The organism is Corynebacterium ureicelerivorans (assembly GCF_000747315.1).
In the GTDB taxonomy this organism is placed as follows: domain Bacteria; phylum Actinomycetota; class Actinomycetes; order Mycobacteriales; family Mycobacteriaceae; genus Corynebacterium; species Corynebacterium mucifaciens.
On record NZ_CP009215.1, the window covers coordinates 1,415,695 to 1,440,599 of the forward strand.

Annotated in this window: 24 protein-coding genes; 7 read left to right on the top strand and 17 right to left on the bottom strand. The window is 64.0% G+C overall.

Annotated elements, in window-relative coordinates; all coding sequences use genetic code 11:
• Positions 1-31 precede the first annotated feature (31 nt).
• The 5 genes from CUREI_RS07050 to dapB form a co-directional block, all read right to left on the bottom strand.
• Positions 32-658: a TIGR03085 family metal-binding protein gene (locus CUREI_RS07050; RefSeq protein WP_038612043.1), complete on the bottom strand. Its 627-nt coding sequence runs from the start codon at positions 656-658 to the stop codon at positions 32-34.
• A 124-nt stretch (positions 659-782) separates the two neighbouring features.
• Positions 783-2,885 (bottom strand): ribonuclease J, encoded by a 2,103-nt coding sequence (locus CUREI_RS07055; RefSeq protein ID WP_038612045.1) that lies wholly within the window; start codon positions 2,883-2,885, stop codon positions 783-785.
• A 2-nt stretch (positions 2,886-2,887) separates the two neighbouring features.
• Positions 2,888-3,796, bottom strand: a complete 909-nt coding sequence (dapA, locus tag CUREI_RS07060) for a 4-hydroxy-tetrahydrodipicolinate synthase (protein WP_038612048.1) — start codon at positions 3,794-3,796, stop codon at positions 2,888-2,890.
• A gap of 36 nt (positions 3,797-3,832) precedes the next feature.
• The gene (locus CUREI_RS07065) at positions 3,833-4,465 is read right to left on the bottom strand and encodes an FAD-dependent thymidylate synthase (protein ID WP_051952259.1); all 633 of its coding nucleotides are present in this window, start codon (positions 4,463-4,465) and stop codon (positions 3,833-3,835) included.
• Entirely contained in the window at positions 4,466-5,209 is a 744-nt protein-coding gene (gene dapB / locus CUREI_RS07070; RefSeq protein WP_038612050.1) for a 4-hydroxy-tetrahydrodipicolinate reductase, read from the bottom strand.
• 55 nt (positions 5,210-5,264) lie between these two features.
• Here dapB and CUREI_RS07075 point away from each other — a divergent pair, with 55 nt between their 5' ends.
• From CUREI_RS07075 to CUREI_RS07090, 4 genes are all read left to right on the top strand, one after another.
• Positions 5,265-5,960, top strand: a complete 696-nt coding sequence (locus CUREI_RS07075; RefSeq protein ID WP_038612053.1) for an AMIN-like domain-containing (lipo)protein — start codon at positions 5,265-5,267, stop codon at positions 5,958-5,960.
• 9 nt (positions 5,961-5,969) lie between these two features.
• Positions 5,970-6,263: a hypothetical protein gene (locus tag CUREI_RS07080; protein ID WP_038612056.1), complete on the top strand. Its 294-nt coding sequence runs from the start codon at positions 5,970-5,972 to the stop codon at positions 6,261-6,263.
• Between the two features lie 109 nt (positions 6,264-6,372).
• Entirely contained in the window at positions 6,373-7,149 is a 777-nt protein-coding gene (locus CUREI_RS07085; protein ID WP_038612059.1) for an NAD(P)-binding protein, read from the top strand.
• 47 nt (positions 7,150-7,196) lie between these two features.
• The gene (locus CUREI_RS07090) at positions 7,197-8,090 is read left to right on the top strand and encodes an oxygenase MpaB family protein (protein ID WP_038612062.1); all 894 of its coding nucleotides are present in this window, start codon (positions 7,197-7,199) and stop codon (positions 8,088-8,090) included.
• 65 nt (positions 8,091-8,155) lie between these two features.
• Here CUREI_RS07090 and CUREI_RS12640 read toward each other — a convergent pair whose 3' ends face one another.
• Both CUREI_RS12640 and CUREI_RS07100 read right to left on the bottom strand, forming a co-directional pair.
• Positions 8,156-9,460, bottom strand: coding sequence for a DUF6114 domain-containing protein (locus CUREI_RS12640; RefSeq protein ID WP_069202894.1), 1,305 nt, complete (start codon positions 9,458-9,460; stop codon positions 8,156-8,158).
• Positions 9,444-10,025, bottom strand: a complete 582-nt coding sequence (locus tag CUREI_RS07100) for a DUF6230 family protein (RefSeq protein WP_038612065.1) — start codon at positions 10,023-10,025, stop codon at positions 9,444-9,446. The genes CUREI_RS12640 and CUREI_RS07100 overlap by 17 nt, the downstream gene beginning before the upstream one ends.
• Positions 10,026-10,262: 237 nt before the next feature.
• Here CUREI_RS07100 and CUREI_RS07105 point away from each other — a divergent pair, with 237 nt between their 5' ends.
• Both CUREI_RS07105 and CUREI_RS07110 read left to right on the top strand, forming a co-directional pair.
• Positions 10,263-11,339 (top strand): oxygenase MpaB family protein, encoded by a 1,077-nt coding sequence (locus CUREI_RS07105; RefSeq protein WP_038612069.1) that lies wholly within the window; start codon positions 10,263-10,265, stop codon positions 11,337-11,339.
• A gap of 101 nt (positions 11,340-11,440) precedes the next feature.
• Positions 11,441-13,024, top strand: coding sequence for a succinic semialdehyde dehydrogenase (locus CUREI_RS07110; RefSeq protein ID WP_038614180.1), 1,584 nt, complete (start codon positions 11,441-11,443; stop codon positions 13,022-13,024).
• A gap of 57 nt (positions 13,025-13,081) precedes the next feature.
• Here CUREI_RS07110 and CUREI_RS07115 read toward each other — a convergent pair whose 3' ends face one another.
• From CUREI_RS07115 to CUREI_RS07130, 4 genes are all read right to left on the bottom strand, one after another.
• Positions 13,082-15,370 (bottom strand): polyribonucleotide nucleotidyltransferase, encoded by a 2,289-nt coding sequence (locus CUREI_RS07115; protein WP_038612072.1) that lies wholly within the window; start codon positions 15,368-15,370, stop codon positions 13,082-13,084.
• Between the two features lie 140 nt (positions 15,371-15,510).
• Positions 15,511-15,780 carry a 30S ribosomal protein S15 gene (gene rpsO / locus CUREI_RS07120; RefSeq protein ID WP_038612075.1) on the bottom strand — a complete coding sequence of 90 codons (270 nt, stop codon included), beginning with the start codon at positions 15,778-15,780 and terminating at the stop codon, positions 15,511-15,513.
• A 103-nt stretch (positions 15,781-15,883) separates the two neighbouring features.
• Positions 15,884-16,846: a nucleoside hydrolase gene (locus tag CUREI_RS07125; protein WP_038612078.1), complete on the bottom strand. Its 963-nt coding sequence runs from the start codon at positions 16,844-16,846 to the stop codon at positions 15,884-15,886.
• Positions 16,843-17,811, bottom strand: a complete 969-nt coding sequence (locus CUREI_RS07130) for a bifunctional riboflavin kinase/FAD synthetase (protein WP_038612081.1) — start codon at positions 17,809-17,811, stop codon at positions 16,843-16,845. The genes CUREI_RS07125 and CUREI_RS07130 overlap by 4 nt, the downstream gene beginning before the upstream one ends.
• A gap of 31 nt (positions 17,812-17,842) precedes the next feature.
• On the opposite strand from CUREI_RS07130, the gene truB reads away from it, so the two are divergent.
• Positions 17,843-18,736, top strand: a complete 894-nt coding sequence (truB, locus tag CUREI_RS07135; protein ID WP_038612084.1) for a tRNA pseudouridine(55) synthase TruB — start codon at positions 17,843-17,845, stop codon at positions 18,734-18,736.
• 106 nt (positions 18,737-18,842) lie between these two features.
• Here the strand turns inward: truB and CUREI_RS07140 are convergent, their stop codons facing one another.
• The 6 genes from CUREI_RS07140 to rbfA form a co-directional block, all read right to left on the bottom strand.
• Entirely contained in the window at positions 18,843-20,540 is a 1,698-nt protein-coding gene (locus CUREI_RS07140; protein ID WP_038609853.1) for an IS3 family transposase, read from the bottom strand.
• 101 nt (positions 20,541-20,641) lie between these two features.
• Positions 20,642-21,304, bottom strand: a complete 663-nt coding sequence (locus CUREI_RS07145) for a 4'-phosphopantetheinyl transferase family protein (RefSeq protein ID WP_038612086.1) — start codon at positions 21,302-21,304, stop codon at positions 20,642-20,644.
• The gene (locus tag CUREI_RS07150) at positions 21,304-22,104 is read right to left on the bottom strand and encodes a metallophosphoesterase family protein (protein WP_038612089.1); all 801 of its coding nucleotides are present in this window, start codon (positions 22,102-22,104) and stop codon (positions 21,304-21,306) included. Before CUREI_RS07150 ends, CUREI_RS07145 begins: the two co-directional genes overlap by 1 nt.
• Positions 22,101-23,438: an MATE family efflux transporter gene (locus tag CUREI_RS07155; protein WP_038612092.1), complete on the bottom strand. Its 1,338-nt coding sequence runs from the start codon at positions 23,436-23,438 to the stop codon at positions 22,101-22,103. The genes CUREI_RS07150 and CUREI_RS07155 overlap by 4 nt, the downstream gene beginning before the upstream one ends.
• On the bottom strand, positions 23,431-24,429 hold the full coding sequence (locus CUREI_RS07160) for a DHH family phosphoesterase (RefSeq protein ID WP_051952260.1): 999 nt from the start codon (positions 24,427-24,429) through the stop codon (positions 23,431-23,433). The genes CUREI_RS07155 and CUREI_RS07160 overlap by 8 nt, the downstream gene beginning before the upstream one ends.
• The gene (gene rbfA, locus CUREI_RS07165; RefSeq protein WP_038612098.1) at positions 24,422-24,862 is read right to left on the bottom strand and encodes a 30S ribosome-binding factor RbfA; all 441 of its coding nucleotides are present in this window, start codon (positions 24,860-24,862) and stop codon (positions 24,422-24,424) included. Before rbfA ends, CUREI_RS07160 begins: the two co-directional genes overlap by 8 nt.
• Between the last annotated feature and the right edge of the window lie 43 nt (positions 24,863-24,905).

A 24,905-nucleotide genomic window follows, 5' to 3' on the forward strand; every position in this document is an offset into this window, starting at 1 on the left:
TCTCGCCACACTAGGCAGGCACAGTCAAGGGCTACATCTTGACATTGAACCCATCGAACTCATCGACGGCCCCGGTAAGGTTCACCTCCACCGCGTCGCGGCCGGACACCCACAACAGCAACTCGCCCGGCTCGCCTGACACCCGTAGCACGTGGTCGCCGCGCTGAGCCACCCCTGCCTTATCTGCGAGCGTCACCGGCGGCAAGTTCGGAGGAGTGAGGATGACCGGCACCGGTGCCTTGCGCATCGTGAGCGCGCCAAAGCGCTTCGCTAAAGCGAAAAGCTGTTCGTTGACAGCCTGTGAGAACTCACGGGGCTCCACCACTCCCCCACCTCGGCGGACGTCTTCGTGATGGATGAAGTGCTCCGATGTGTTCATCGCGGTGTTCAGCGGCTTCATCCACACAGGCGGCCCCGCCGCCCACTCGCGCACCACGTCCTCGTATGGGCGCGATTGTTGTTTCTGGGTTTCTTTTTCCGTCAGGCCGGAGAGTGCGTCGATGAAGATGCCTGGCGCCGCAGCAGGTTTCGACTCGCGCACAAGCAGGTGGATAGCGAGATCTTGGGTCGTCCACCCCTCGTTCAAGGTGGGGGCATCGGGGCCGACCTGCAGGAACAGCTCGGCAAGGCGTTCACGTTCTTTTTGGGCGAAAGACATGACGCCCAGCCTAGCCACGTCGAGGTACGCGTGGTTGGTTGAAGCAACCTGTGCCCATGTGACAGCAATACCCCCTCAGCCCGCAGGAAGCAGGCCAAGGGGGTGGACGCCAAGTAGCAGCCGTTTAACGCGACTCGCGGTTCGCAGCCACTTCTTCGTCGCTGGCCGCGTAGTTTTCGGACGACATCGGCACGACCGTCGGCAGAATCACCGGCTGGCGCTTGTAATTCTGCTCGATCGCGCGGGACACCTTTCGCCTGATCTGCTGGACCATGCGGAACGGGTCGTTTTCGCCCTCCGCAGCCAGGTCGCCCATGACGGCCTCCACGCCCTCGACAACCTTCTTGTTAAAGTCCCGGTCGTCGTCGGTGTACCCCGTGGTGGAGACTTGCGGGACCTCGAGGAGGCGGCCCGTGCGGTCGTCGATAACGCAGGTGATGGAGACGACACCGCCGGACGCCAGCGACGAGCGCTCGCCCAGCACATCCGGGTCAACGTCGCCCATCGTGGTGCCGTCCACGTAGAGCTGGCCCACTTGGTACTGCCCGGCCACCTTAATTTGGCCCTTGTGCATGTCCACGACCACACCGTTTTGTGCCAGCGCCGTGTTGGACGGCTTCACGCCGGTCGAGATTGCCAGCTCCTTGTTCGCGCGCATGTGGCGCCACTCGCCGTGCACGGGCATGGCGTTGCGCGGACGCGCAGCGTTGTAGAGCGCAAGCAGCTCGCCTGCGTAGCCGTGGCCGGAAGCGTGGACGTGTGCCTCGGAGTTGGTAATAACGTTCGCGCCGATTTGCGCGAGGTTGTTGATCACCGCGAACACCGACTCCTCGTTGCCCGGAATGAGGGAGGAGGACAAAATGATCGTGTCGCCGTCGTGAATGGTGATCTGGCGGTGCTCACGGCGAGACATGCGCGACAACGCCGCCATCGGCTCGCCCTGCGTGCCGGTGGTGATGAGCACCGTCTTGTGCGGCGCCATCTTCGCGGCCTCCTCGATCGGGATGATCGTGCCCTTCGGCGCGCGCAGGAGGTTCATCTTCTCCGCGATCTCCATGTTGCGCAGCATGGACCGGCCGTTGAACGCCACCTTGCGGTTGTTGGCCACGGCCGCGTTGACGGCCATCTGCACACGCGAGACGTTGGACGCGAACGACGCGATAACCACCCGCTGCCGCGCTCCCGCCACCAGGCGGGTCAACGTCTCTTCGATGCCAGCCTCCGAAGCGGAGATGCCCGGAATGGTGGCGTTGGTGGAGTCGCACATGAACAAGTCAATACCCTCGTCGCCGAGTCGCGACAGCGCAGGGATATCGGTCGGCTTGCCGTCGTACGGGGTTTGGTCCACCTTCACGTCGCCAGTCATCACCACGTGACCGGCGCCGGTCTTGATGGACACGCCGAGGCACTCCGGGATCGAGTGGTTGACGTGCCAGAAGCGGAGGCGGAACGGGCCAACGGTGATTTCCGAGTCTTTGTTCACGTCGTGCAGCTTCGGACGCTGGCGGTGCTCCTGCGTCTTCGCCTTAATCAGCGCGTTGGTGAACTTGGAGGAGTAAATGGGCAGATCGTGGCGCAGCTTGAGCAACCACGGGATAGCGCCGATGTGGTCCTCGTGCCCGTGTGTGACCACGAGGGCGTCGACCTTGTCCAGCTTGTTTTCAATGGGGCCAAAGTCCGGCAGCACCAAGTCAACGCCCGGTTCGTCCGAGTTCGGGAACAGCACACCGCAGTCCACGATGAGCAGACGGCCGTTGTATTCGAAGACCGTCATGTTGCGGCCGATCTCGGAGATACCGCCGAGCGCGTAAATGCGCAGCGTGTCCTTGGCCAGCTTAGGCGGGGCGGGCAGGCGCTTTGTCAGATCCGCGCCCTGCATGGACTTCATCGGGTTGCGACGCCCACCGCCGTTGTTCCCGTGGTTGTTGCCTGCGCCGTTGCCTCCATTGCCGCCGCGTCCGCGGCGACGACGGTTCCGGTTGCTGCCGCCGTTCCCGCCATTGCTTCCGTTGCCTCCACGGCCGTGTCCGCCGCGGTTGTGTCCGCCCTCGCGGTTCCCTCGGTCGCTGTCGTCGCCGTTGTTGGCGCCGGCGTCAGCGGGGGCGTCGTTGCCGCCGCCGTTCGCGGGCGTCTCGCTCGGTGCCTGGAAAACCGGCTGCTGGTCGGTCGCCTCCGGCGGTCCAGCCTTGCGCGTCACTTTGCGTGCGCGGTTGCGGGGTTCATTCATATCTATAGGACTCCAGCCTGTGTCATGTCGTCTCGGAGCCGCTCCACCTGTTGTTCCGTCGCCGTGGCGACGGGTAGGCGCGGGTCTCCAACGTCGATGCCCTGCAGTCGCAGAGCTGCCTTTGCAAATGCCACGCCGCCCAGCGCGCTTTGCTGGCGCGCGAGCACGTTAAGAGTGTTGGCGTTGATTTCCCGTGCGCGGGTGAGATCGCCGTTCTCAAATGCAGTCACTAGTTCCCGCAGGGCCTGCGGCGCGGCATGCCCCACCACCGAGATCATTCCGGTCGCACCGATGCTCAGCCATGGAAGGTTCAACGGGTCGTCGCCCGAGTACCAGGCCAGCCCGGTCTCTTGGATCAGCGTCGCCGCCTCCAGGAAATTACCCTTGGCGTCTTTCATCGCCTTGATGTTGTCCACCTGCGCGAGCGCGCGGATGGTGGCTGACTCGATCGGGACGCCCGAGCGGCCCGGTATGTCGTACAGGCAAATGGGAAGATCGGTTGCCTCCGCAACTGCGCGGAAATGCGCCTCCACACCCGCCTGCGACGGTTTGGAGTAATACGGGGTCACCACCAACAGCCCATCGGCGCCTGCCTCATGCGCGGCCTGGGCCATCGCCATCGCGTGGCGGGTGTTGTTGGATCCGGCCCCCGCGATAATGCGCGCCTTGTCACCTACCTCTTCGCGCACGGCTTTGAGCAGCGCGACTTTCTCTTCGTCGGTGGTCGTCGGGGATTCGCCCGTCGTGCCTGCGAGGACTAGTGCGTCAATTCCGTTTTCTACCAAGTGGGCAGCGAGATCGCGGCCTGCGCGCAGGTCGACTTCGCCGTCGGAATCAAACGGCGTGACCATTGCAACGCAGACGGAGCCGAAGATATCGGCTCCCCGATCAGCTTTCAGAGATGTGCCCATGGCCAAGTAGGATACCCGCCCCGCCGACGCTATTGCTTATCGACGTTGCTCTGCCCGCAAATCCCCAAATAGCAGCGGCGCCTCTACTGCCATGATGTCGAGCACCGCCGCAGCCAGCTCCCGAATCTCGTCGTGTTCGAACCGCCCTTGATAGGCCTGGATAAACCCCCGCCAAGCTCGAAAGGTCCCGGTGGCGACCAGCTCGGTTGCCGCAGCCGCTGGGGTCAGCGCGTTGGCGGCCTCGCGTGCGCGTTTGCGCCGCACCAGCGCGTTGGTCTCCTCCACCATCGCGTCCTCAAGCGCCTGCAACAGCTCATGGCGCACAAATTCCGCTTCTTCAACCGCTGCCTCAAATGCACGGGTGAGATCGTGGTCGGCCGCGATCACCGCTGGCACCACCGTGCCTTCGATCGCGCGTTCGCTCACCGCCAAGCCGTGGCCGCGCACTGCAGCTGCCGCATCGCGGGAAACGCCTCGGATATGAAGAGTTGCGCTCGCGTGGTCAAGCAGCTCTGTGCGGGACTGCGCGAGGTCGTCCACACTGCGGCGAAGTTGTATCGCCGGAGGGGCGTCGCTCAACGACGCCAATGCGACCGCCGCCTCGCTCGGGCTAACGGTGTCCGGGAACGGGATGCGCACCGCTGTGGATGCGACGAGTTCGACGTGCATTTACAGGCCGAGGTATGCGTCGAGGCCGATAGTCAGACCCGGGTGATCTGCCACGTCGCGCACGCCGGTCAGCACACCGGGAACGAAGGATTCGCGCCCGTAGGAATCTTGGCGGATGGTTAGGGACTGTTCGGTCGTGCCGAAGATGATCTCCTCGTGCGCGACCATGCCCTGCATCCGCACGGCGTGCACGGGCACACCGTCGACATCGGCTCCGCGGGAACCATCGAGCGCCTGCTTCGTCGCATCCGGCATACTGCCCATCCCCGCTTCTCGACGAGCCTCCGCAATCCCCTGCGCAGTCTTTACTGCCGTGCCGCTCGGCGCATCCAGCTTGTTCGGGTGGTGGAACTCCACAACCTCAGCGGACTCGAAAAACGGGGCAGCCTGACGCGCGAACGCCATGGTCAGCACCGCGGAGATGGCAAAGTTTGGCGCGATCAGCACCCCGACGTTCCCGTTCGCGTCGCACCACTCACGCACCTGCTGGTAACGCTCGTCGTCGAAACCGGTGGTCCCCACCACGCAGTGAATGCCGTTGTTGATGCAGAAGTCCAGGTTGCCCATTACGGCGTCTGGGGTGGTGAAGTCGACGATCACGTCAACCCCTTCGTCGACAAGCACCTGCAGCGAATCCTCCGCGCCTACCTCGGCGGCGAGCTCAAGGTCGTCGGCCTTTTTCACGCCTTCGACAACTGCGGATCCGACTCGGCCTGCCGCGCCGAGCACTCCAACTTTGATCATGTGCGTCCTTTCTTCGTTCCTTTAAACGCAATGGTAGCCCCGCTAGGGTGGAGCCATGACACACCGCAACACAGCCCTATTCCCGCTTCTGGTCGCGACCGCCGCCCTGCTCGCAGGATGCGGTGGTCAGAGCCAGGAGGGTACCGGTACCCCGGCGCCCGAGACGGTGACAACCACGGCTACCCCGTCCAGCCGCGCCTCCAGCGACAGTGCAACCACTCGCTCGAACGAGACGGCACATAGTGCCGCCGCGCAAAGCGAGACCCACGAGGCCTCTGCGGCAGCGGCAGCACCGGCGACCGAGCCCCAAGGCCCCTCCCCTTTCACCCTCGAAGACACCCACCTGCAAACGCCCGGCAACTCCCAGCTGCAGATCGAGGGGGTCCGGGCCGGGTCGCATGCAGGGTACGACCGCATTGTCGTCGAGTTTTCCGGCGCTGGAACGCCGGACGTGCTCGCTGGCTACAACCCAGACCCGCGGCAGCAAGCATCCGGCTACCCGCTCGTCCCGGCGGGCAATGCTTATTTCGACCTCATCATCCAGGGGGTGCCCTGGACCATGGGGTTGAGCGAGGCGGACCTGGCCAAGGCTGACCCATCGGGAGTGGCCGCGGGCGGGATTCTGGAAATCGCGGACGGCGGCGTGTTCGAAGCGAACGCGCAGTACGTCGTGGGCCTGGATGAAAAGCGCCCGTACAACCTGTATTTGCTGGAAAACCCCACCCGCGTTGTGGTGGATTTTGCCAAGTAGGAGGCCGAAATGAATCTGGTCTCCTGGCTGGGTCTCGGATTTGTTGTGCTGATGGCCATCGGCGGGATCGTCGTGCTGGCGAGCACCCTCCGCGACATTGATCGAAGCGGCATGGAAGAAGAATCCAAACGTCGTTGGGGGTTCCTCATGGCGCTCTCGCCCCTCGCGGGGCTGTACGCCTACAACAAGCGCGACGCCCTGTTTGGCCACAGCGACGAGCCCCGTAGCGGCGTCCCCGACGGGGACCTCGACGAGGACCTCGACGAGGACACGGCGCCTCGGCGTGGTGCAGGGGCCGAGTAATTTTCGGCCCGAGTGTTGGACGGGACCCGCACAGAGTCTAAAGTGAAGGGGGACACACTGGCGCCAGAGTGTTGCTGGCGTCAAAGGCTCTGTGTGAAAGGTTTTGGAAATGTTCGACCCCTATCGTCGCCCCACAGTGGCAGTCGTCGGCGCTGGCATCGCAGGCTGCACGGCTGCTGCAGAGTGCGCCTTCTCCGGCTTTGACACGACCCTGTTCGACCGCAAACCGCGCGTCGGCGGTCACCTCAACGCACCAGGAGCCCAGAAGGTATCCAGGCGCCAGCACTTTCGCACTCCGTACTTGAAGCTGACCAAGACGGACGGCTCCCCCACCTCACTCACCTCCCACCTGAGCGCCGCAGTTGAAAAGAGCGGAGCGGTCTTCAGCGGCGGCTCGGAGGTGACCGCCGCCGAATGGAACGCCGACGATGGCCAGTGGGAAATCACGTTCACCCGGGACGGAGAGCAGCACACCGAGCGCTTCGACGTGCTGATTCGCGCAACCGGTGAGCCGTCCCCGTGGATCGCGGTGCCTGGCCGCGAGCATGCGGACGCGGACGAGCTGTATCTGCACAACGGCGTGGACGTTGTCGGTTTGCCCAACACCCTGTTTGTGGACTACCACACCCCCGACCCGAAGTTCGATGAGAAATCCTGGGCCGTCTACGAGGCCCGCGGCGACTACGCACGGCGGTACGTCCGCCAGCTGGAGATTCGTGGGCCAGGTGCGATGACCGTCAAGCGCGACAAGTGGCGCGTCCAGCCAGGTACCGTACGGGGCCTCAAGGGCGCGCTTGTCGAGTTTGATACGGACGCGCACGAGTTCACCCGTGCAGCAAACCACCGTCCGCAGACGCGCCGCACAGCCCCTAGCGTCGCGGGATAACCCCCCACCTACGCCCCCCCGAATTGCCCTAATTCAAGGAGAAAACGATGACCACCCTTAAGCCCTCCGGCAGCACAGCCCCTGCCCCCGCTACCACCGCGGCAAGCGAGATCGACACCGCCAACCTGCCCGAACTCGGCCCGGACTCCATCCTGTGGCAGCGCTTCGGCGACTGGCGCTCAATGTTTGTCGCCCTCAGCGCAGGTGTGCTGCAAATTGCCCAGCGTGACATCAGCCGCTCGCTGGTGCAGCAGTCCAACGTGTTTGACAACGAGGTGGCACGCCTTGTGCGCTCCGCATTCCCGATCATCCGCACCGTCTACGAAGGCCCCGAGGTGGGCGCGATGATCCGTGACTTCCACAAGGATATCAAAGGCACCCACCCGGACGGAACGCGCTACCACTCGCTCAACCCGGAGGTGTACTACTGGGCGCACGCGACGTTCACCGCGATGCCGTACTACCTCGCCGGCAACTTCATGCCTGAGCTGAGCCGCGCCGAGCGGGAGCAGCTCTTCCAGGAGTCGCGTACGTGGTACAGCTACTACGGGGTGGCCGAGCCGGAAAACGCTCCGAAAACTTACGACGAATACGTCAAGTACATGGATGCGATGTACGACAAGCTCGGCCCGAGCGAGACCATCGACCGCTCGCGCATCATGAACGGCCTGACGCTGGATCCGCCGGATCCGTCGGTGCCCCGCTGGGCGTGGAAGCCGGTCGCCCCATTTGCTTCCAAGCTCCTGCTGTGGGTTTCCATCGGCTTGCTGCCGGCAAAGGTCCGCGACAACCTGGGGCTGGAATGGACCAGGTCCGACCAGCGCAAGCTCAACATCTTCGCACGGGCAACCCGTCGCGTGTTCTCTGTGCTGCCGCGCAAGGCACGCATGGTTCCGATGGCGTCCCGCGCCATTGAAAAGGCCGAGGCACAAGGCCGTTAACGCAACAGAAAAGGGCCGCCGGTTTCCCACCGGCGGCCCTTTCGCCGTGCCCTAGAGATTGGACGTTACTTCGGCACCCGCAGGTTCACCGCTGGCGCGTGGAGGTGCAGCCCGTCCAGGCTCACCAACTGCATGGTGACACCCTGGAGCGCGACGCGGTCCATCACAAAGTTCGGTACAGGCATGTTTGGCACGGGGTGCGCGTCCGGGACACCGAGCCCAGCGAGCACGTCACCGAGCTCGCCCTCAAGATCGACGGTGACCGGAACCGTGGGCACGCCTGCGACCGCCGGAGTGGCGGTGAGCGCCGTGGCGACAACGGTGACCGGTCCGTCCGTCACCGTCGTTTCCACATCTCCGGTTTCCATCTGCCCGCGTGCGGCGAAACCCGGCAGCTCTAACGAAAGATTGCGGGCTGCGAGCCGATCGCCGGTCAAGATGAGCGTGCGGGTTGGCACATCTCCGACATTGACCATGCCGATGGACGCGTGGACATTCCCTGTGAGGGCGACATAGTCAGCAGTTACGGTGCTGAGATTGCCTGGCGCGATTGTGCGTGTCGGCTCGAGTTCTGGGTACGAAATACTCTCGCGCGGATTCGGGAGCTGCGGCAGAGACGCGGGTGCGGGGACCTGCGCAGGTTCCTGGGCGCTCACCGCGGGCTCCTCCCCCACATTCGCAGCGATAAGCCCCGTGGCAGCGAGCACGACTGCGACAGACTTGGCATTGCGCAAAGCGGCAAGATCAATCCTGGTTGACCCACCGCGGTTTTGAACCATTGCTCCCTCGCCATGTGTTGCTGGCTCCTGCGCCCGCTTCTTTTTGCGAGAGTGCTTGCCACGTGGTTTCTCGTCCCGGTCTTCCCAGCCAAGGCCGAGCGCGCCGCCGACGATGCCCAGCAGTGATCCGACCACGAACCCGCCGATATTCGACGTCGGCAGCGCAATGATGGCTACAAGTATGGCCAGCACGCCGAGGTACGGGGCGGCGAGCGGCTGCAGCCACATGCCAATGCCGAACATGATCAAGACGGCTCCGATCAGCAGGGTGGAGACGCCTGAAATGGTGGAGATCATCACCAGCAGGTCAGACACGTGGATGGTCAAGTACGCGGGTGCGAGCATTACTGCGCCGGAAAGCACCAGCAACAAGCCCGGGATAAAGGGGCGCTGGCCCCGCCACGTCTTGAAGCGTTCCCGGGCGGGCCTCGGCGCGGAGCGGTGGCCACGGTTGCTGTCGCCCGCGTCTTGGGTTGGGGCCGCCTGCTCCGGTACAAGGTTCAGCACGGCCGTGTCATCGTCACGCTCACCATTGTTTTCGTCGAAAAAGAAATCGTCTCCCTCTGCGTCAGAGTTAAGCTGTGCAGCCATCCGACATACCCCGTTTCACATCTACAGCAACACCTGATGCCGCAAGTCGCTTCGCGCCGATGGACGTCGCGCGGATATCGTCCGCCCGCAGCGTCACCTTGTTCGCATGCAGACTCCAAGCATTCGGCTGCGCCATGGAGTTGAACTGGCTTGCGTCGGCACCGACCGAGGCGTCCGTCAGGTCGAGGGCGCCCTTAATATCGGTGGCACCCACGACCAGGTCCTCAACCTCGACGCTATTGTCGCCGAGCGCCTTGAGCGTGAACGTGCTTTCTCCGACAAGAGGTACGTCGGGAAGCGCGGCCGAGAGGCACAGATTGGACGCGTACGCGTGCTCGAACTTGACCCTCGCCACAGGGACCGCTTCCTCGGCCATCTGCTCGCCGTCGGTGAAGATGCTTAGCCCTTCGCCTTCGAGGTGGGTCATGCTGATCTTGAAAAACGTCCCCGACAACGCGAGGTTGGCGGTGAGTCCGCCTTGCGCAACGGCGACACCTGTCGCGCCGAAGCCCGCAAGCCCCGCAAGCAGGGCCACGCCTGCCTTGGTCTTGTTGATCCTTCCCATGACAATTCCTTCCGTCCGTGGCCGGACGCCAAACCGCGAGCGTATCGACGGTTGCCATCACAATGACCAGTTATGATCTGCAACACCCTAGCACACAGTCTGTAAGGACCTTAACATTCTTTACCCAGGTTGTTCGCGACCTAGTCGTGACCCAGTTCGCAGCCATATTTGACGTGTATTACACTTCACACCACACCGCATTCGGTCCGGCCATCCCCGGAGGAAAGGAAGACACTGATGTCCCACGCACTTGTGCCTGACGGAGCAGACAACACCCAGACGAACGAAGACGGTGACAACACTCGCTTTGCCCAGCCGGACAACCTGGACAAGCCAGAACGCGCGAAGCGCGAACTCAAGCGCGCGCCGCTAGGCCCGGATTCGCTGCTGTGGAAGTGGGGCTCCGACCAGCGCCTGCAGCTCCTGCGCGGTTACACCGGCGTGTTGCAGAACATGCACCCGGCCATTGGCCAGTCGCTGTTGGATCACTCGAGGTTCTTCGAGGAGCCGTTCGCGCGACTGGAGCGCTCCACCCCGCAGATCATTTACTCCATCTATGACGACGGCACCCGCGCCAAGATGATCCGCGATTACCACCACACCATCAAGGGCAAGCTGCGCAACGGCGAGCGTTACCACTCGCTGAACCCGGACGTGTACTGGTGGGCGCACGCCACCTTCGTCTGGCGTGTGATCTGGGCCCAGGAGCTCTTTGGCACCCCCTTCACCCGCGAGGAGAAGGAGCAGATCATCCAGGAAGGTGTCACCTGGTGGGATATGTACGGCATGTCCGAGCGCCCCGTCATCGACAGCCTCGACGGCTACATCAAGTACTTCGAAGAGATGGAAAACACCGTCCTCGAGCGCAACGAGACCGTTGACTTCGCGCTGCGCACCGCCCGCGTCGAGCCGGTCAAAGCGCCGGACGGCGTGCCGGAGGCCGTATGGAAGGTGATCTGGAAGCCGCTGATGAACAGCGTCATCTGGATGACCTACGGCACCCTCAGCGACAAGCAGCGCGAGATTCTCGACCTGCCGTGGACTCCGAAGGACCAGCGCCGCTTCGACCGCATTGCCAAGGCCGTGAAGAAGCTTTTCGACGTCTTGCCGGAGGACAAGCGCTACATGGAGCCCGGCCGCTCCATGATGATCAAGAACGGCATGATCGACGGCAAGTACAAGGAGCCGAAGCTCGCCGACGCGTACAACGGGCACGGCGAGAGTGAAGCGGACACTGATACGACCGCTACCGCACAGGCTGGCCCGAAGGACGGCGGTGCGGAAGAGCGCCGCGCGGCCGGCTGCCCGTTCTAACCTTTCCATCACCCCAGGACTACTGGCCGTGCTCTCCTACCACTGCAGGTGGCGCTGGCACTGGGGTGATTTTCTCCCACAACCACCTTTTTGGAGATCACATGGCCATCAAGCGCCTGAAGGCACAACCGCTCCCCGCTGATTTTTTGGACCGGTTGCAAAAGTTCACCACCAACGCATCGACCGGGTCGCTCTACACGGGCGAGCGAAAGGCCGTCACCTCCCCATTCTTTGAAGGAGAGCTCGGTTGGGTCGGTGTCGGCACAGTCGAAGACGTCGAAGAAGCGTTCACCCTCGCCCGCCGCGCCCAGCCGATGTGGGCCGCGAAGCCGGTGAAATACCGCGCGGCGCTCTTGAACCGCTTCCACGACTTGGTCAAAGAAAACCGTGAGCTGCTCGCGGACATCGTCCAGCTCGAAACCGGCAAAGATCGCACCGCCGCCTACGACGAAATCCTCGATGTGATGAACAATGCGCGCTACTACGCAAACATCGCCGAGGATGAGCTGGAGATGAAGGCCCGGCCGGGGGCGTTCCCCGTCATCACCAAGACGGTGCAGCAGCGCGTGCCAAAGGGCATCGTCGGGCAGATCAGCCCGTGGAACTACCCGCTAGCACTCGGCATTTCCGACGCGTTGGCCGCGTTGGTCGCTGGCAACGCCGTCGTTGCCAAGCCCGACCTGAACACACCGTTCTCCAACATCATTTCGCTGAACCTCCTGCTCAACGCTGGGCTGCCGCGCGACGTGTTCCAAATCGTCACCGGCACCGGCCGCGAAGTGGGCCAGGCGATTGCGCAACGCTGCGATTACCTGATGTTCACCGGCTCCACGCAAACGGGCAAGATTCTCGGCGAGGTCGTGGGCGAGCGCCTTGTCGGCTTTTCTGCGGAGCTCGGCGGAAAGAACCCGATGATCATCGCTCCGGACGCGGACATCGAGGCGCACATCGACACCATCGCCACCGCCTGCTTTTCCAACTCCGGGCAACTCTGCGTCTCCATCGAGCGCATCTACGTGCCGGACGCGATTTTCGACCGCTTCATCCGCGAGTTTCGGGACGCAACCGAGCGCATCACGCTGGGGACTGGGTTGAACTGGAACTACCAGATGGGCTCGCTGATCAACCAGGACCAGCTCGACACCGTGCAGAAGTTCGTCGACGACGCGGTGGCCAAGGGAGCCACCGTTGTCACGGGTGGCAAACCGCGCCCGGAGTTGGGCCCGTTCTTCTTCGAGCCCACGGTGCTTACCGACGTCAGCGATGACGTTGACCTGCTCACCCAGGAAGTCTTCGGCCCGGTCGTCTACGTCCAGCGCGTGGCGGACACCGACGAAGCCATTCGCCTGGCCAACAGCACCAGCTACGGCCTTAATGCCTCCGTTTTCGGCGCCCCGGACACCGCGTGGGAGATCGCGGAGCAGGTAGAGGCCGGCGGCGTGACGATTAATGACGGCTACGCCGCCACCTGGGCGTCGGTGTCCACCCCGCTCGGCGGCGTGAAGCAGTCGGGTGTGGCTCGCCGCCACGGCCCTGAGGGACTGACCAAGTACACCGAGGTGAAGAACATTTCGGAGCAGCGGATCATGTCGATGCGCGGCCCCAAGCAGTTGCCACGCCGGTACTACGGTCAGCTCATGACCACCGCGCTCGATCTGGGGAAGAAGCTGCGCTTCCTGCCGTAGGATCGTCGATACGCAAAAAGCGGGTGCCCACTTCGGGCACCCGCTTTGGCGCTTCTGTTACTCGCCGTCCTCGACCGGCACGAGCGAGATCTTGCCGCGGTTGTCGATGTCACGGATCTCAACCTCGACCTTGTCGCCGACATTGATCACGTCCTCGACGTTTTCCACGCGGGTGTTGCCGCCCAGGTTCGAGATGTGGATCAGACCGTCGGTGCCCGGCGTGATGGACACGAACGCGCCGAACGCCACGGTCTTCACCACGGTGCCGAGGTAGCGCTCGCCCACCTTCGGCTGCTGCGGGTTCGCAATCGAGTTGATTTTCTCGACTGCGGCGTCCGCTGCCTCGCCGGACGCTGCGGAGACGAAGACGGTTCCGTCGTCCTCGATAGAGACCTCAGCGCCAGTGTCGTCGGTGATCTGATTGATGGTCTTCCCCTTCGGGCCAATCACCTCACCGATCTTGGACACGGGAACCTTCACCGTGGTGATCTTCGGAGCAATCGGGCTCATCTCGTCCGGTCCCTGAATGACCTCGGCCATGGTGTCTAGGATCGCCTCGCGGGCGTCGTGGGCCTGGTTCAGCGCATCGGCGAGGACGGACGACGGGATCCCGTCGAGCTTGGTGTCCAGCTGCAGGGCGGTGATGAACTCGCGGGTGCCGGCGACCTTGAAGTCCATGTCGCCGAACGCGTCCTCCGCGCCCAAGATGTCGGTCAGGGCCACGTACTCGGTCTCGCCGTTGACCTCGCCTGAGACCAGGCCCATGGCGATGCCGGCAACTGGTGCAGCGAGCGGGACACCAGCGTTGTACAGGGACAACGTGGACGCGCACACCGAGCCCATGGAGGTGGAGCCGTTGGAGCCAAGCGCCTCGGAGACCTGGCGGATGGTGTACGGAAAGTCTTCGCGCGACGGAATCACCGGCACCAGCGCACGCTCCGCGAGGGCGCCGTGGCCAATCTCGCGGCGCTTCGGCGAGCCCACCCGGCCGGTCTCGCCCGTGGAGTACGGCGGGAAGTTGTAGTGGTGGATGTAGCGCTTGGACTCCTCCGGGTGGAGGGAGTCCAAGTGCTGCTCCATCTTCAGCGTGTCCAGGGTGGTCACGCCCAAGATTTGGGTCTCGCCGCGCTCGAACAGCGCGGATCCGTGGGCGCGCGGGATCAGCTGCACCTCGACCTCGAGGTCGCGGATGTCGGTCACGCCTCGGCCGTCGATGCGGAAGCCCTCGGTGAGGATCTTCTCGCGGACAATCTGTTTCATCACCGCGTTGTAGGCGGCACGGATCTCCTTGGATGCCGCGGCGTACTCCTCGCGGTCATCGTCGTCGATGTCGAAATCATCTAGCAGGTCGTGCTCGATCTCTTCCATGTAGGCGTTCGTGGCGTCGTCTCGCTCCGCCTTACCCTTGATGGTGAGCAGCTTGGAAAGCTTCTTCGCAGCCTTCTTCTCCACGGCGTTGAAGACCTTGTCGGAGTAGGCGGGGAAGAGCTCGAACTCCTTCGTCTCCTTCGCCATCTCTTCGGCGAGGGCGCGCTGGGCCTGGCACAGCGTTGCAATGAAGGGCTTGGCCGCCTCGAGGCCCTCAGCCACGGTTTCCTCGGTCGGTGCGGGATACCCGGCTTCGATCTGCTTGACGACGTTCACGCCGGCGCCTGCCTCCACCATCATGATGGCGACATCTTCCTCGGTCTTGCGGCCGCGTTTGCGCTCCACCATTCGGCCCGCGACAACCATCTCGAACAGGCAGCGCTCGTGCTGCTCGTGGTTGGGGAACGCCACCCACTGGCCCTCGGGGTGCTTGTCGTCCGCTATGAGCGCCATGCGCACGCCACCAACCGGGCCGGACACCGGCAGGCCGGACAGCTGGGTGGCGGCGGACGCGCCGTTGATGGCCACGACGTCGTAGTACTCCTCCGGGTGCTGCGACATCACGGTGATGACTACCTGCACCTCATTGCGCAGACCCTTGACAAATGTGGGGCGCAGCGGGCGGTCGATCAAACGGCAGGCGAGAATCGCCTGGGTGGAGGGGCGGCCCTCCCTGCGGAAGAACGAGCCCGGGATCTTGCCTGCGGCGTACATGCGCTCTTCCACATCAACGGTGAGCGGGAAGAAGTCGAAGCCTTCCCGGGGCTGGTTGGACGCGGTTGTGGTGGCGAGCAGCATCGTCTCCTCGTCCAGGTACGTCGTGACGGAACCGTCCGCCTGGCGCGCAAGCTGGCCGGTTTCAAACCGGATGGTGCGAGAGCCGAAGTCGCCGTTGTCCAGGGTAGCTACTGCCTCGGTGATGCCGAATTCTTCGTCCACCTGGACGTCGAACGCATTCTTTGGCTTAAAGTTGCTCAAAAGATCCCTCTCCTTGAAGGTTCATGGCGATCATCGGTGCCGCCAGTGTCGTGTGTTCTCATGCAACGGCCAATGATGATAACAAAAAACGCCCCACCGTGCAGGTGAGGCGTGATTTCGGGCCACGGCCCGATACTGTCTTAGCGGCGCAGGCCCAGGCGTGCAATCAGGTCGCGGTAGCGCTCGACGTTGTTCTCGCGCAGGTACTTCAGCAGACCGCGGCGGCGACCGACCAGGAGCAGCAGGCCACGGCGGGAGTGGTGGTCGTGCTGGTGGTCCTTGAGGTGCTCGGTGAGGTTGTTGATGCGCTCGGTGAGCAGGGCAACCTGCGCCTCCGGGGAGCCGGTGTCGGTCTCGTGCAGGCCGTAGGACTTGAGGATCTCGGCCTTCTTCTCAGTGGACAGTGCCATGAGGTACTCCTTGGTTGTTTCAGTTCGCGTTCTACGGAAAAAGTCTTCGCTGCGCCGTAACTGCCGCGAACCACAGTCAATTGGCGCAAGACCTTGGGAGACGTTACACGACCGGGGTCTCGCGGGCCAAACCGGTCAACCGGCGCATGAACTCCTCCAAAAAGCCTGCAGTATCCACCCGCACGGCGACGGCGGCGTGCTTGTCTTGGTCGTTGAGACGGGTCTCGTCGCCGATGGTGCGCCCGCGCGTTTCACCCTCCACATCCACCTTCATGTTGATGCCCAAGGTGTCCACCAGCCCCGGGTTGATCGCCACGGCCACCGCAAGCGGGTCGTGCAGGCCGCAGCCGCCCAGGTGCGGCGAGGTGGTCTTGTACGCGTCGATGTAGTAGTTCGTGATGTCCGCGAGGAAGTTGCCGCCGGTGGTGCCCAGCGCGGACCACTTCGCGGTCTCAGCCGTGGTCAGCAGCGTCTTCAGGGTGACATCCAGGCCGATCATGGTGACGTAGCGCAGGCTGCGGAACATCAGGTCCGTCGCCTCCGGATCCTGTTGGACGTTCGCCTCCGACCACTTCGTCACGTTGCCCGGCACCGTCAGCGCGCCGCCCATCATCACGATCTGCGCGCTCTCGCGGAACACGTTGGACGCCTCGATCGCGGCGGCGATGGTGGTGGACGGGCCGGTGGGCACGATCAGCAGATCGTTGCCGTACTGCGCCACCGACTCAACCAAGAAGTCCACGGCGGAGGTCTCCTCCACCTGGCGGGCGGCGTCCGGGATCTTCACCTCGCCAATACCGTTTTTGCCGTGGATGAACGCGGAGATTTCCTGGACCTCGAAGGAGTCCTTGGCGCCCGCGTGCCCAGGACCTGCAAACACCGGCACATCCGTGCGGCCGAACAGTTCCAGAATTGCCAGGGTGTTGCGTACGGATTGCTCCACCACGACGTTGCCGTAGGTGCAGGTCACGCCGATAAGTTCAACTTCCGGCGAAGCGAGCGCGTACGCGAGAGCCAGGGCATCGTCGATGCCCGTGTCCAAATCCAGGATCAGCTTGGTGGTCATGCTCCGAGAATATCGCGGGTACGAGAAACGTCGCGGGACATGTGTTCCAAAAGCTCATCCACCGAGTTGAACTTGAGCATGTCGCGGACCTTCTCCACGAACTCCACGCGCGCCATGCGCCCGTACAGGTCCGCGTCACGGTCGAGCACGAACGACTCCACGCTGCGGCGGGCGTCTCCAAACGTCGGGTTGGTGCCGACAGAAATCGCCGCCGGGTACCGCACGCCGGGCTCCATGTCGCCGTGGATGCCGCCGTCGTCGATGATGGTCAGCCACCCGGCGTAGACGCCGTCCGCGGGGACTGCCGCGGTGTCGGAGGCGTACTGGTTCGCGGTGGGATAGCCCAGCTCTTTGCCGCCACGGCCTGCGCCCCGTTCGATCGGGGCGATGACGGAAAACGGCCGCCCCATGAAGTCGGTGGCGAGGTCGACGTCGCCGCCGGACAGGTGGTCGCGGATGGCGGTGGAGCAGATCCGCACGTCGCCGTCGCCGAGCAGCGTCACCACAGACACGTCGACGCCAGCCCGCTCGCCGAGCTGCGCCATGGTGGTCGCTGTGCCGACGGCATCGCGCCCGAACGTGAAGTTCTCCCCTACCAGCACGTGCTTGGCGTGCAGAGTATCCACCAGTACCTCATTCATGTACTGCGCAGGCGTGAGCCCGCCGATCTCTTGGCGCAGGTCGATCACCAACAGCGCGTCGACGCCTAGGTCGGCGATGTGGCGGGCCCGCTCCTCAAGCGGCATCAGTGCCCTTGGTGCGTGCTCGGGGGCGAAAATTGTCACCGGGTGCGGGTCAAACGTCATGACCACGCACGGCGCCGCGGCCCCGCGTGCGGTCTCTACCGCTTTGGAGATGAGCAGCTGGTGGCCGCGGTGTACCCCGTCAAACACACCGATCGTCACCACCGTGCCAGTCTCCGCGAAGGAATCCGGCACACTCGCAAGCCCACGCAGAATATCCACGGGGCATTAGCGTACGGCATACTCGGCAACCATGAACGATCCCCTCGCAACCTCCGGAATCGTCGTCGTGGACAAGCCGGCTGGCATGACCAGCCACGACGTTGTGGCCCGGCTTCGCCGCATCTTCGGCACCCGCAAGGTCGGTCACGCTGGCACGCTCGACCCAATGGCCACCGGCGTGCTTGTGGCGGGCATCGAGCGCGGCACGAAGCTGCTGGCCCACCTGGTTGCGCAGGACAAGGTGTACGAGACCACCATTCGCCTTGGCGCCACGACGACGACGGATGATGCCGAAGGCGACGTCGTCGAGAAGCATGACGCTTCCGGCGTGACGGACGACGAAATCCGCGCGGAGGCGGAAAAGCTCACCGGCGCGATTATGCAGGTGCCGTCAAAGGTGTCGGCGATCAAGATCGGTGGGCGCCGGGCGCACGAACTGGTGCGGGCCGGCGAGGAAGTGGAAATTCCTCCGCGCGAGGTGACCGTCCACGCCTTCGTTCTCGGGGAGATTCGCCGCCACGGCGAGTTCGTCGATGTGGACGCGCGGGTGCACTGCTCCTCCGGCACCTACATCCGCTCGCTGGGGCGGGACATGGGCGCCGCCCTTGGCGTCGGGGGGCATCTGATTGCCTTGCGACGCTCACGCGTCGGGTCGTTCTCCCTCGACGACGCGCGAACGCTCGAGCAGCTCGAAGACGCGGCGGAGCTGTCGCTCGGGCTGGACGAGGCGCTGGTCCGCGCTTGGCCGGTGCTGGACGTGACGGTCAAGGAATATGACGCGCTAGCAATGGGCAAATGGCTCGAACCGCGGGGCCTGGACGGCGTGCACGCGGCGAAGGGGCCGGACGGTCGCGTTGTTGCGCTGGTGAAAGAACAGGGCAAGCGACTCGCCACGGTGTTCGTGGCGCGGCCGTCGACGCTGTAGGTCGCAGCGCGCTTGGCCTGGCGAAGATACTTACCCCAGGGTGCTTATTTCCCGGGTGGGAGCGTCTGCCGGGGGTGCTGACTATTTCTTGGACCACTGGGGGCTTTTATACGCTCAGTGCCTGTCGGTACTGGGCGATGGTTGTATATCCTTCGGTCAGCGTCGACTTCAACCGTTCGTGGTTGTAGAAATCGACGTAGCGGTTAATGTATCGGATCATTTCTGCTCTTGTCATCAGTTCGGTTTCTGGGCGTCCGTAGATGCATTCCTGCTTCATAGTGCCGAAAAAACCCTCCACTCTCGCGTTATCCCCACTTGTTCCTTTGCGCGACAATGACGGTATAAGCAGCCATTTGTTGGGGCAGAACTGTCCCGTTTCGCATAGCCGGCACGTTGTGGTGTCGTGGCTGGAGTCGGTGATGGTCTCTACCCAACGGTGGGTGCGATACAACATGCCCCGGTCGGAGTGGATGATCGGGCGCGCACCTTCAGGCAGGTGCGCTTTGAGTTGGTCCATCATGTCCATCACAAGCCCCGTGTCCGGGGTGGGTGACATAGCCACCACAGGGATGTAGCCGTCGTAGAAGTCCACGACAGGGCTTATAAATAGCTTTCCGTCTACGCAGTTGACCTCGGTGACATCAGTGCCGAGTTTCTGCCACGGCTTATCTGCATAGAAGTCGTGGTGCAGGTCAAACGCGAGCGCGTTGGTTTTGAAATATGTTGACACCCCGTCCGGGTACATCACCTGCTCGGGTTGAGCATCAGGATCGATAAGCAGCAAGTTTTCTGGCTTGTGCTCATTTTCGCCCGCATAGGAAGAATGCCTTCTTATCCTCTTGCCCTTCGGGCGCAGCCCGCATTCGCCCATCAGGGCGTTTACTACCTTTTCTGACACTACGATTCCGCGCTTGGCCAGCGCGTGATGGACCCGCCTATAGCCGTAGCTACATCCAGAGGCTTCCACAATGTCGGTGATCTCACGAGCGAGCTCTGCACGGCGCTTCTGCCGCAGCGCGTGGCGCCGCAATTGGTCACGACGGTCGAAAAACGTCGACTTGCTCAGTCCGACTAACCGGCACGCCTTACGCACTGAAACCCCACCGGCGTGCACGAGGATCTCAACCGCGGCTGTTCTCACCGTCAGATCCGGCTGCCCCGCCGGGGCGAGGTCTTTTCCCGCCTCACCACCTGCCCGCTGTTCAAACGCCGCCTGTAACAACGCGTCTTTTACCATGTCACGCTCCACCTGAGCTGCGATGATGCGTTTGAGGGCTGCTGGATCATCCGGCAGATTGTTCACATCCGGTGTTGAACCGGGTAACCATTCATCAACCGGGCGCAACTTGGGCGCCTGGGCAGCCTGCTGGCGGGCCGCGTTTTGCTCGCGGATATTCTTGCGATGCTCGTTCACGCGTTCCATTGTCGCCAAAACAACATCATTGAACGACACAGACGGATCCAACGGCGTTTTTGGGCCGAAACTGTCTACCCACCGACTCACAGCGGTTGTGCCGCACCCGTATTCCGCGGCGACTTTCGAAATCGTTGCCCCCAGCACAACGCGCGACGCGACAACGCGGCCAATCACCTCCGCAGCACACTCCCTGACACGCTCCGCGTCATCGACCAGATCCTGGTCCACCCCGTGACGATGCGCCGCAACCCACAGCGTCAGTGTCGCACGCGATGGCCGCACCCCATGCGCAGCCTCAAGCCGGTCGAACACCGCCGCAGCGCTTAACCCGGACTCGTATAACTCAACCGCCTCACGGCGAAACTCATTGCTGAACTTGTAACCCATTCAAGGCCTTCCCGCCCCAAAGTGGTCCAACTAAATGTCCGCAGTCCCGCCCGTCCATGCAGTACCCGAGGAGTAAGCACCCTGGAGTAAGCATCCAGCGGTTAGCGCACGTAGGTGGATGCGACCACATAGCCGTGGCGGTGCACCCACCGCCCCTCAAACACCGGCACTGGGGACGGGCGCGCCAAGAGCTGGGAGATGAACGTGCCGTCGGGACGCAGCTCAATCTCGGCCTCGTCAAAGCCCAGCCACCGCCGCGTCATGGGATACCAGCACTTGTATGTGGCCTCCTTGGCGCAAAACAAGAGGCGATCCGCCCAGCTGTAGCCGTCCACCTGCATCTGGCGCACCATTGCGGCTTCGGTCTCGCTCGCGATGGAGCGCAGCACCCCCTCGGGCAGTGGCTCGGCCGGCTCGGCGTCGAGGCCCAGGGATCGCACGTGGCGGGTGGAGGCTGCCACGGCCGCGCGCAGCCCGTCGGTGTGCGTGAGCGAGCCCGTGTACCCGCGAGGCCACAGGGGCATCCCCCGCTCCCCGCGCAGGATAGCGCCGGCGGACTTTAGACCAAGCTCCCGCAGGGCCTGGTGGGCGCACCAGCGGGCGTCGCCGAACTCGCCCTTACGCACGTCCACGGCCGAGCCGACCACGTCGCGCTCCGCGGGGTGCAGGTGCTCGTACCGGGTGAGGTCCACTGCGCGTCCGGCGTTGCCGGTGAGGTAGAAGACGCACCGGGCTTCAGGGGGGAAGAGGGCAATGTCTTGCATCACTGCTCTACCTCCATAACTGGGTACGGGAACGGCCGGGCGGACGGGTAACGCTCCCACTCGCGCGGGTAGCCTAACGAGGCTTCAATGTGCGGAACGCCGTCCACCGTTGTCACCCCCGGCATGTGCAGGTGCCCGTAGACGACGGCCTGCGCGCCGTATCGCTGCGGCCACGTCCGCGTGTGCCGCGTGCCGCACCACAGCGCGATGTCGGACCACCGCATCTGTTGCACCGGCTCCTGCACCAGCGGCCAGTGATTGATCAGGATCGTGGGGCCGGTAATGCGGGAAAGTCGCTTCGTGGTGTAGGCGAGCCGGTCCCAACACCACGCGCGTATATCCACGAAGGGAGCGATGGCCATTTCGTCCGTCATCACCACATTGTTCTTGTGGGCGGCCGCTAGTGCTTCGTCGACGGTGAGGTCGCGGGCGCGAAACGAGTAATCATAGAGGGTAAACAGCGGGCAAATTGTCACCCCGCTGAATACCGGGTAACGGTCTTCGGGCGTGATCACGCCGATGGAGCGCATGGCTTGGACCAACATCGTGTACCTGTCACGGCCCCGGTGCCGGTCCGCAGAGCGGCAAAACAATTCGTGATTGCCCGGCACCCAGATCACGGTGTCGAACCTGTCCGAAAGCTCCCGCATTACCTGCACGACCAACTCGGGGCGCTCGGCCACATCGCCGGCGACGATAAGCCAGTCCGACGGGTCAGTGGGCCGGATGGCGTCAATCTGCGCGGCGTTGCGTTTCACCGCCGCGTGCAGGTCGCTGACGGCCCAAAGCGTGGTGGTCATTCCTCATTCCTACCATCGGCACCAGACACGGCCCACCGCATGGACCTAAAGCGCCACACCACACCAACCAGCCGGACAACAACCTGGGCGAGTTGCCCGACCCAGATACCGGTCAGCCCCCATCCGAAGATGCCGGAGGCCACAATGATCGGCAGTGCAACGGCTAGCAGCGAAAACAGCGTGAGGTTACGCAGAAACGCCGCATCCGAAGCGCCGAGTAGCACCCCATCGAGCGCGAAGACCGCCCCACCCGCAACGATCATGGCGATGAGCAGGATCCAGGGCACCCGCAGCGTATCCATGACCTCCGGGTCCGAGGTGAACAGCCCTTGAATCTGGGCACCAAAGACCGCGAACACGCTGGACAACACTACAGCAAAAATCATCGAGTACCGCAGCGCCTGCAGCCCCACCGCCCGGGCCTGCGCCGCGCCCCCGCGGCCGAGTGCGGCACCCGTGAGCGTCTGCGCCGCGATAGCGAGCGAGTCCAGCACGAGGGTGAGGAAATTCCAGAGCTGCAGCATGAGCTGATGCGCGGCCAGCGCCACCACGCCGAAACGCCCCGCCACGGACGCTGCGGTGAGCAACGACACCTGGAACGACAGCGACCGCAAGATCAGATCCCGCCCCAGCACAAGCTGCTGTTTGATCACATCCCACCGCGGCGCCCAGCTCCCGCCGTAGCTGCGGTGCTCGCGGGCAAGCACCACGACAAACAACAGCGACGTTATCCCCATGCCGATGACGTTGGACACCGCCGACCCCACCAGCCCAAAGCGCCCCACGAGAACCGGCAGCAACGCGGCGCCTGGGACGAGCCCGCAGAGGGTGAGGTAGAACGGCAAACGGGTATTTTGCACCCCTCGCAGCCACCCATTTCCCGCCATGATCACCAGCGTCATCGGCACAGCCAAGGCTGCCACGCGCATCCATTGCGCGGCCCGGGCACTCGTGTCGTAATCCCCGGCCAGCGCCTGCGCGAGCGGTTGGGCGAACACCCCTACAACGAGGGCCAGCAGCGTGCCGACGCCCAAAGCCACCCACGTGGACTGGACACCCTCCGCCACCGCCTTGTCGCGTTGCCCCGCCCCGTAAAACCTGGAGCTGCGGGCGGTTGTGCCGTACGACAGGAACGTCAGCTGGGTAGTCACCGTGGACTGGATTGCCGCACCTGCCGCCAGGGCGGCGAGTTGCGCAGTGCCGAGGCGCCCGACAATGGCCGTATCCAGCAGCAGGTAGAGCGGATTGGCGGCCAGCACACCCAGCGCCGGCAACGCGAGCAGGAGAATGTCGCGGCCGACGGAGCGGCCGGCTCTAGAGCGCGGTTTAGTCATGGGCCGAGGGGTGCTCCGGGAAGGCGTCGATAAGCTCGCGGATGACCGCGTCGCGGCTGCCGGCGGCGGAGTAGCCCGCTGCCGCCCGGTGCCCGCCTCCGCCGAGGCGCTGCGCGACAGCGGAGACATCCACCACGGTGGAGCGCAGGGACACCGCCCAGAATTTCGGGGCCTCCTCTTTCAGCACGACGCCCACGTCCGTGCCCTCGAGCGAGCGGGCGTAATCGATAATCGCCTCCACCGCTGTCTGGCTCATCCGGGAATGTATGCCGGCCGGGATGGTCAGCACCGCCAGCGAGAACCCTTTCGTGGGAACGATCTGGGTTTTGGAAAGAACGGCCCCCATCAACTGCAAATCCACTGGCCCCATCGTGTCCATGAGGTCCATCGCAATCTGGCGGGTGTTTAGGCTGAATTGCATCAGCTCTGCCGCCAGCTCGTGCATGCGCGGCGTGCCCCAGCGGAAGCTGCCGGTATCCGTGACCAGGCCCGCGTACAGGCCGTAGGCGATGTCCTGGTCGAGCTCCGCGCCGAGGTAACCCAGCAACTCACGCACCATGACGGTGGTGGACTCGCTTTCCACGATCAGGTTTGTCCCGCCGAACCCTGGGTTGGTGTTGTGGTGGTCGATGACCACCACCCGGGACGGCTCGCTCAGGATCGCGGGCATGTGCGACCCCGTGCGGTCCGCAGAGGCGCAATCGACGGTAACCACTAGCCCGTCCGCTGGCAGCGGCTGATCGTAGAGGATCTCGTCCACGCCCGGGATGGTGCGCATATTCGACGAGTGTGGCAGCGGCTGGCCGATGTAGACCTGCGCGTCCGTACCCAGTTTCCGCAAGCCCGCGGCCAGCGCGCATGCGGAACCGACCGCGTCCGCATCCGGTTTGATGTGCGCGACCACCGAGACCTTGGCAGCACGGCGCACACGGGAGGCGACGGCTTCGAACTGCGCCGCCGCCTCCGGGAGATACCTCGGGGGCCTAGGCATCGTCGCCCGTGTGCTTGTAGGGGTTGCTCTCCCCCGCCGGCTTCGCGTTCGCGCGCAGCTTGGCCAGCTCTTCGTCGCGCGCGCGGGCCCGGTTCAGGAGCTCCTCCATGTGGGCGGAGGACTCCGGGACGGTGTCGCGCTCGAACGAGATGGTTGGCGTGAACCGCACGCTGAGCTGATCACCGACGATCTTGCGGATCTGGCCGCGGGCGCGGTTCAGCGAGACCGCCGCCTGGTCGTAGTCCGGCTCGTCGTGGATGTCGCGGCCGCGCACCGTGTAGTACACGGTGGCGTCGTGGAGATCCCCAGTGACGCGGGCGTCGGTGACGGTGACAAGCTCTAGGCGCGGATCCTTGATCTCGCGCTCGATGGCGGATGCGACAATCGTCTGAATTTGCTTGGCCAGACGCTGCGCGCGGGGGTTCTCAGCCATACTCAACTCCTTTGTCCAAAACTTTCAATAGTGTAACCCCCGC

Excerpts from the sequence above, each read along its gene's own strand:
- CUREI_RS07050 (WP_038612043.1), bottom strand. The coding sequence starts at position 658 with ATGTCTTTCGCCCAAAAAGAACGTGAACGCCTTGCCGAGCTGTTCCTG.
- CUREI_RS07055 (WP_038612045.1), bottom strand. The coding sequence starts at position 2,885 with ATGAATGAACCCCGCAACCGCGCACGCAAAGTGACGCGCAAGGCTGGA.
- dapA (WP_038612048.1), bottom strand. The coding sequence starts at position 3,796 with ATGGGCACATCTCTGAAAGCTGATCGGGGAGCCGATATCTTCGGCTCC.
- CUREI_RS07065 (WP_051952259.1), bottom strand. The coding sequence starts at position 4,465 with ATGCACGTCGAACTCGTCGCATCCACAGCGGTGCGCATCCCGTTCCCG.
- dapB (WP_038612050.1), bottom strand. The coding sequence starts at position 5,209 with ATGATCAAAGTTGGAGTGCTCGGCGCGGCAGGCCGAGTCGGATCCGCA.
- CUREI_RS07075 (WP_038612053.1), top strand. The coding sequence starts at position 5,265 with ATGACACACCGCAACACAGCCCTATTCCCGCTTCTGGTCGCGACCGCC.
- CUREI_RS07080 (WP_038612056.1), top strand. The coding sequence starts at position 5,970 with ATGAATCTGGTCTCCTGGCTGGGTCTCGGATTTGTTGTGCTGATGGCC.
- CUREI_RS07085 (WP_038612059.1), top strand. The coding sequence starts at position 6,373 with ATGTTCGACCCCTATCGTCGCCCCACAGTGGCAGTCGTCGGCGCTGGC.
- CUREI_RS07090 (WP_038612062.1), top strand. The coding sequence starts at position 7,197 with ATGACCACCCTTAAGCCCTCCGGCAGCACAGCCCCTGCCCCCGCTACC.
- CUREI_RS12640 (WP_069202894.1), bottom strand. The coding sequence starts at position 9,460 with ATGGCTGCACAGCTTAACTCTGACGCAGAGGGAGACGATTTCTTTTTC.
- CUREI_RS07100 (WP_038612065.1), bottom strand. The coding sequence starts at position 10,025 with ATGGGAAGGATCAACAAGACCAAGGCAGGCGTGGCCCTGCTTGCGGGG.
- CUREI_RS07105 (WP_038612069.1), top strand. The coding sequence starts at position 10,263 with ATGTCCCACGCACTTGTGCCTGACGGAGCAGACAACACCCAGACGAAC.
- CUREI_RS07110 (WP_038614180.1), top strand. The coding sequence starts at position 11,441 with ATGGCCATCAAGCGCCTGAAGGCACAACCGCTCCCCGCTGATTTTTTG.
- rpsO (WP_038612075.1), bottom strand. The coding sequence starts at position 15,780 with ATGGCACTGTCCACTGAGAAGAAGGCCGAGATCCTCAAGTCCTACGGC.
- CUREI_RS07125 (WP_038612078.1), bottom strand. The coding sequence starts at position 16,846 with ATGACCACCAAGCTGATCCTGGATTTGGACACGGGCATCGACGATGCC.
- truB (WP_038612084.1), top strand. The coding sequence starts at position 17,843 with ATGAACGATCCCCTCGCAACCTCCGGAATCGTCGTCGTGGACAAGCCG.
- CUREI_RS07140 (WP_038609853.1), bottom strand. The coding sequence starts at position 20,540 with ATGGGTTACAAGTTCAGCAATGAGTTTCGCCGTGAGGCGGTTGAGTTA.
- CUREI_RS07145 (WP_038612086.1), bottom strand. The coding sequence starts at position 21,304 with ATGCAAGACATTGCCCTCTTCCCCCCTGAAGCCCGGTGCGTCTTCTAC.
- CUREI_RS07150 (WP_038612089.1), bottom strand. The coding sequence starts at position 22,104 with ATGACCACCACGCTTTGGGCCGTCAGCGACCTGCACGCGGCGGTGAAA.
- CUREI_RS07155 (WP_038612092.1), bottom strand. The coding sequence starts at position 23,438 with ATGACTAAACCGCGCTCTAGAGCCGGCCGCTCCGTCGGCCGCGACATT.
- CUREI_RS07160 (WP_051952260.1), bottom strand. The coding sequence starts at position 24,429 with ATGCCTAGGCCCCCGAGGTATCTCCCGGAGGCGGCGGCGCAGTTCGAA.
- rbfA (WP_038612098.1), bottom strand. The coding sequence starts at position 24,862 with ATGGCTGAGAACCCCCGCGCGCAGCGTCTGGCCAAGCAAATTCAGACG.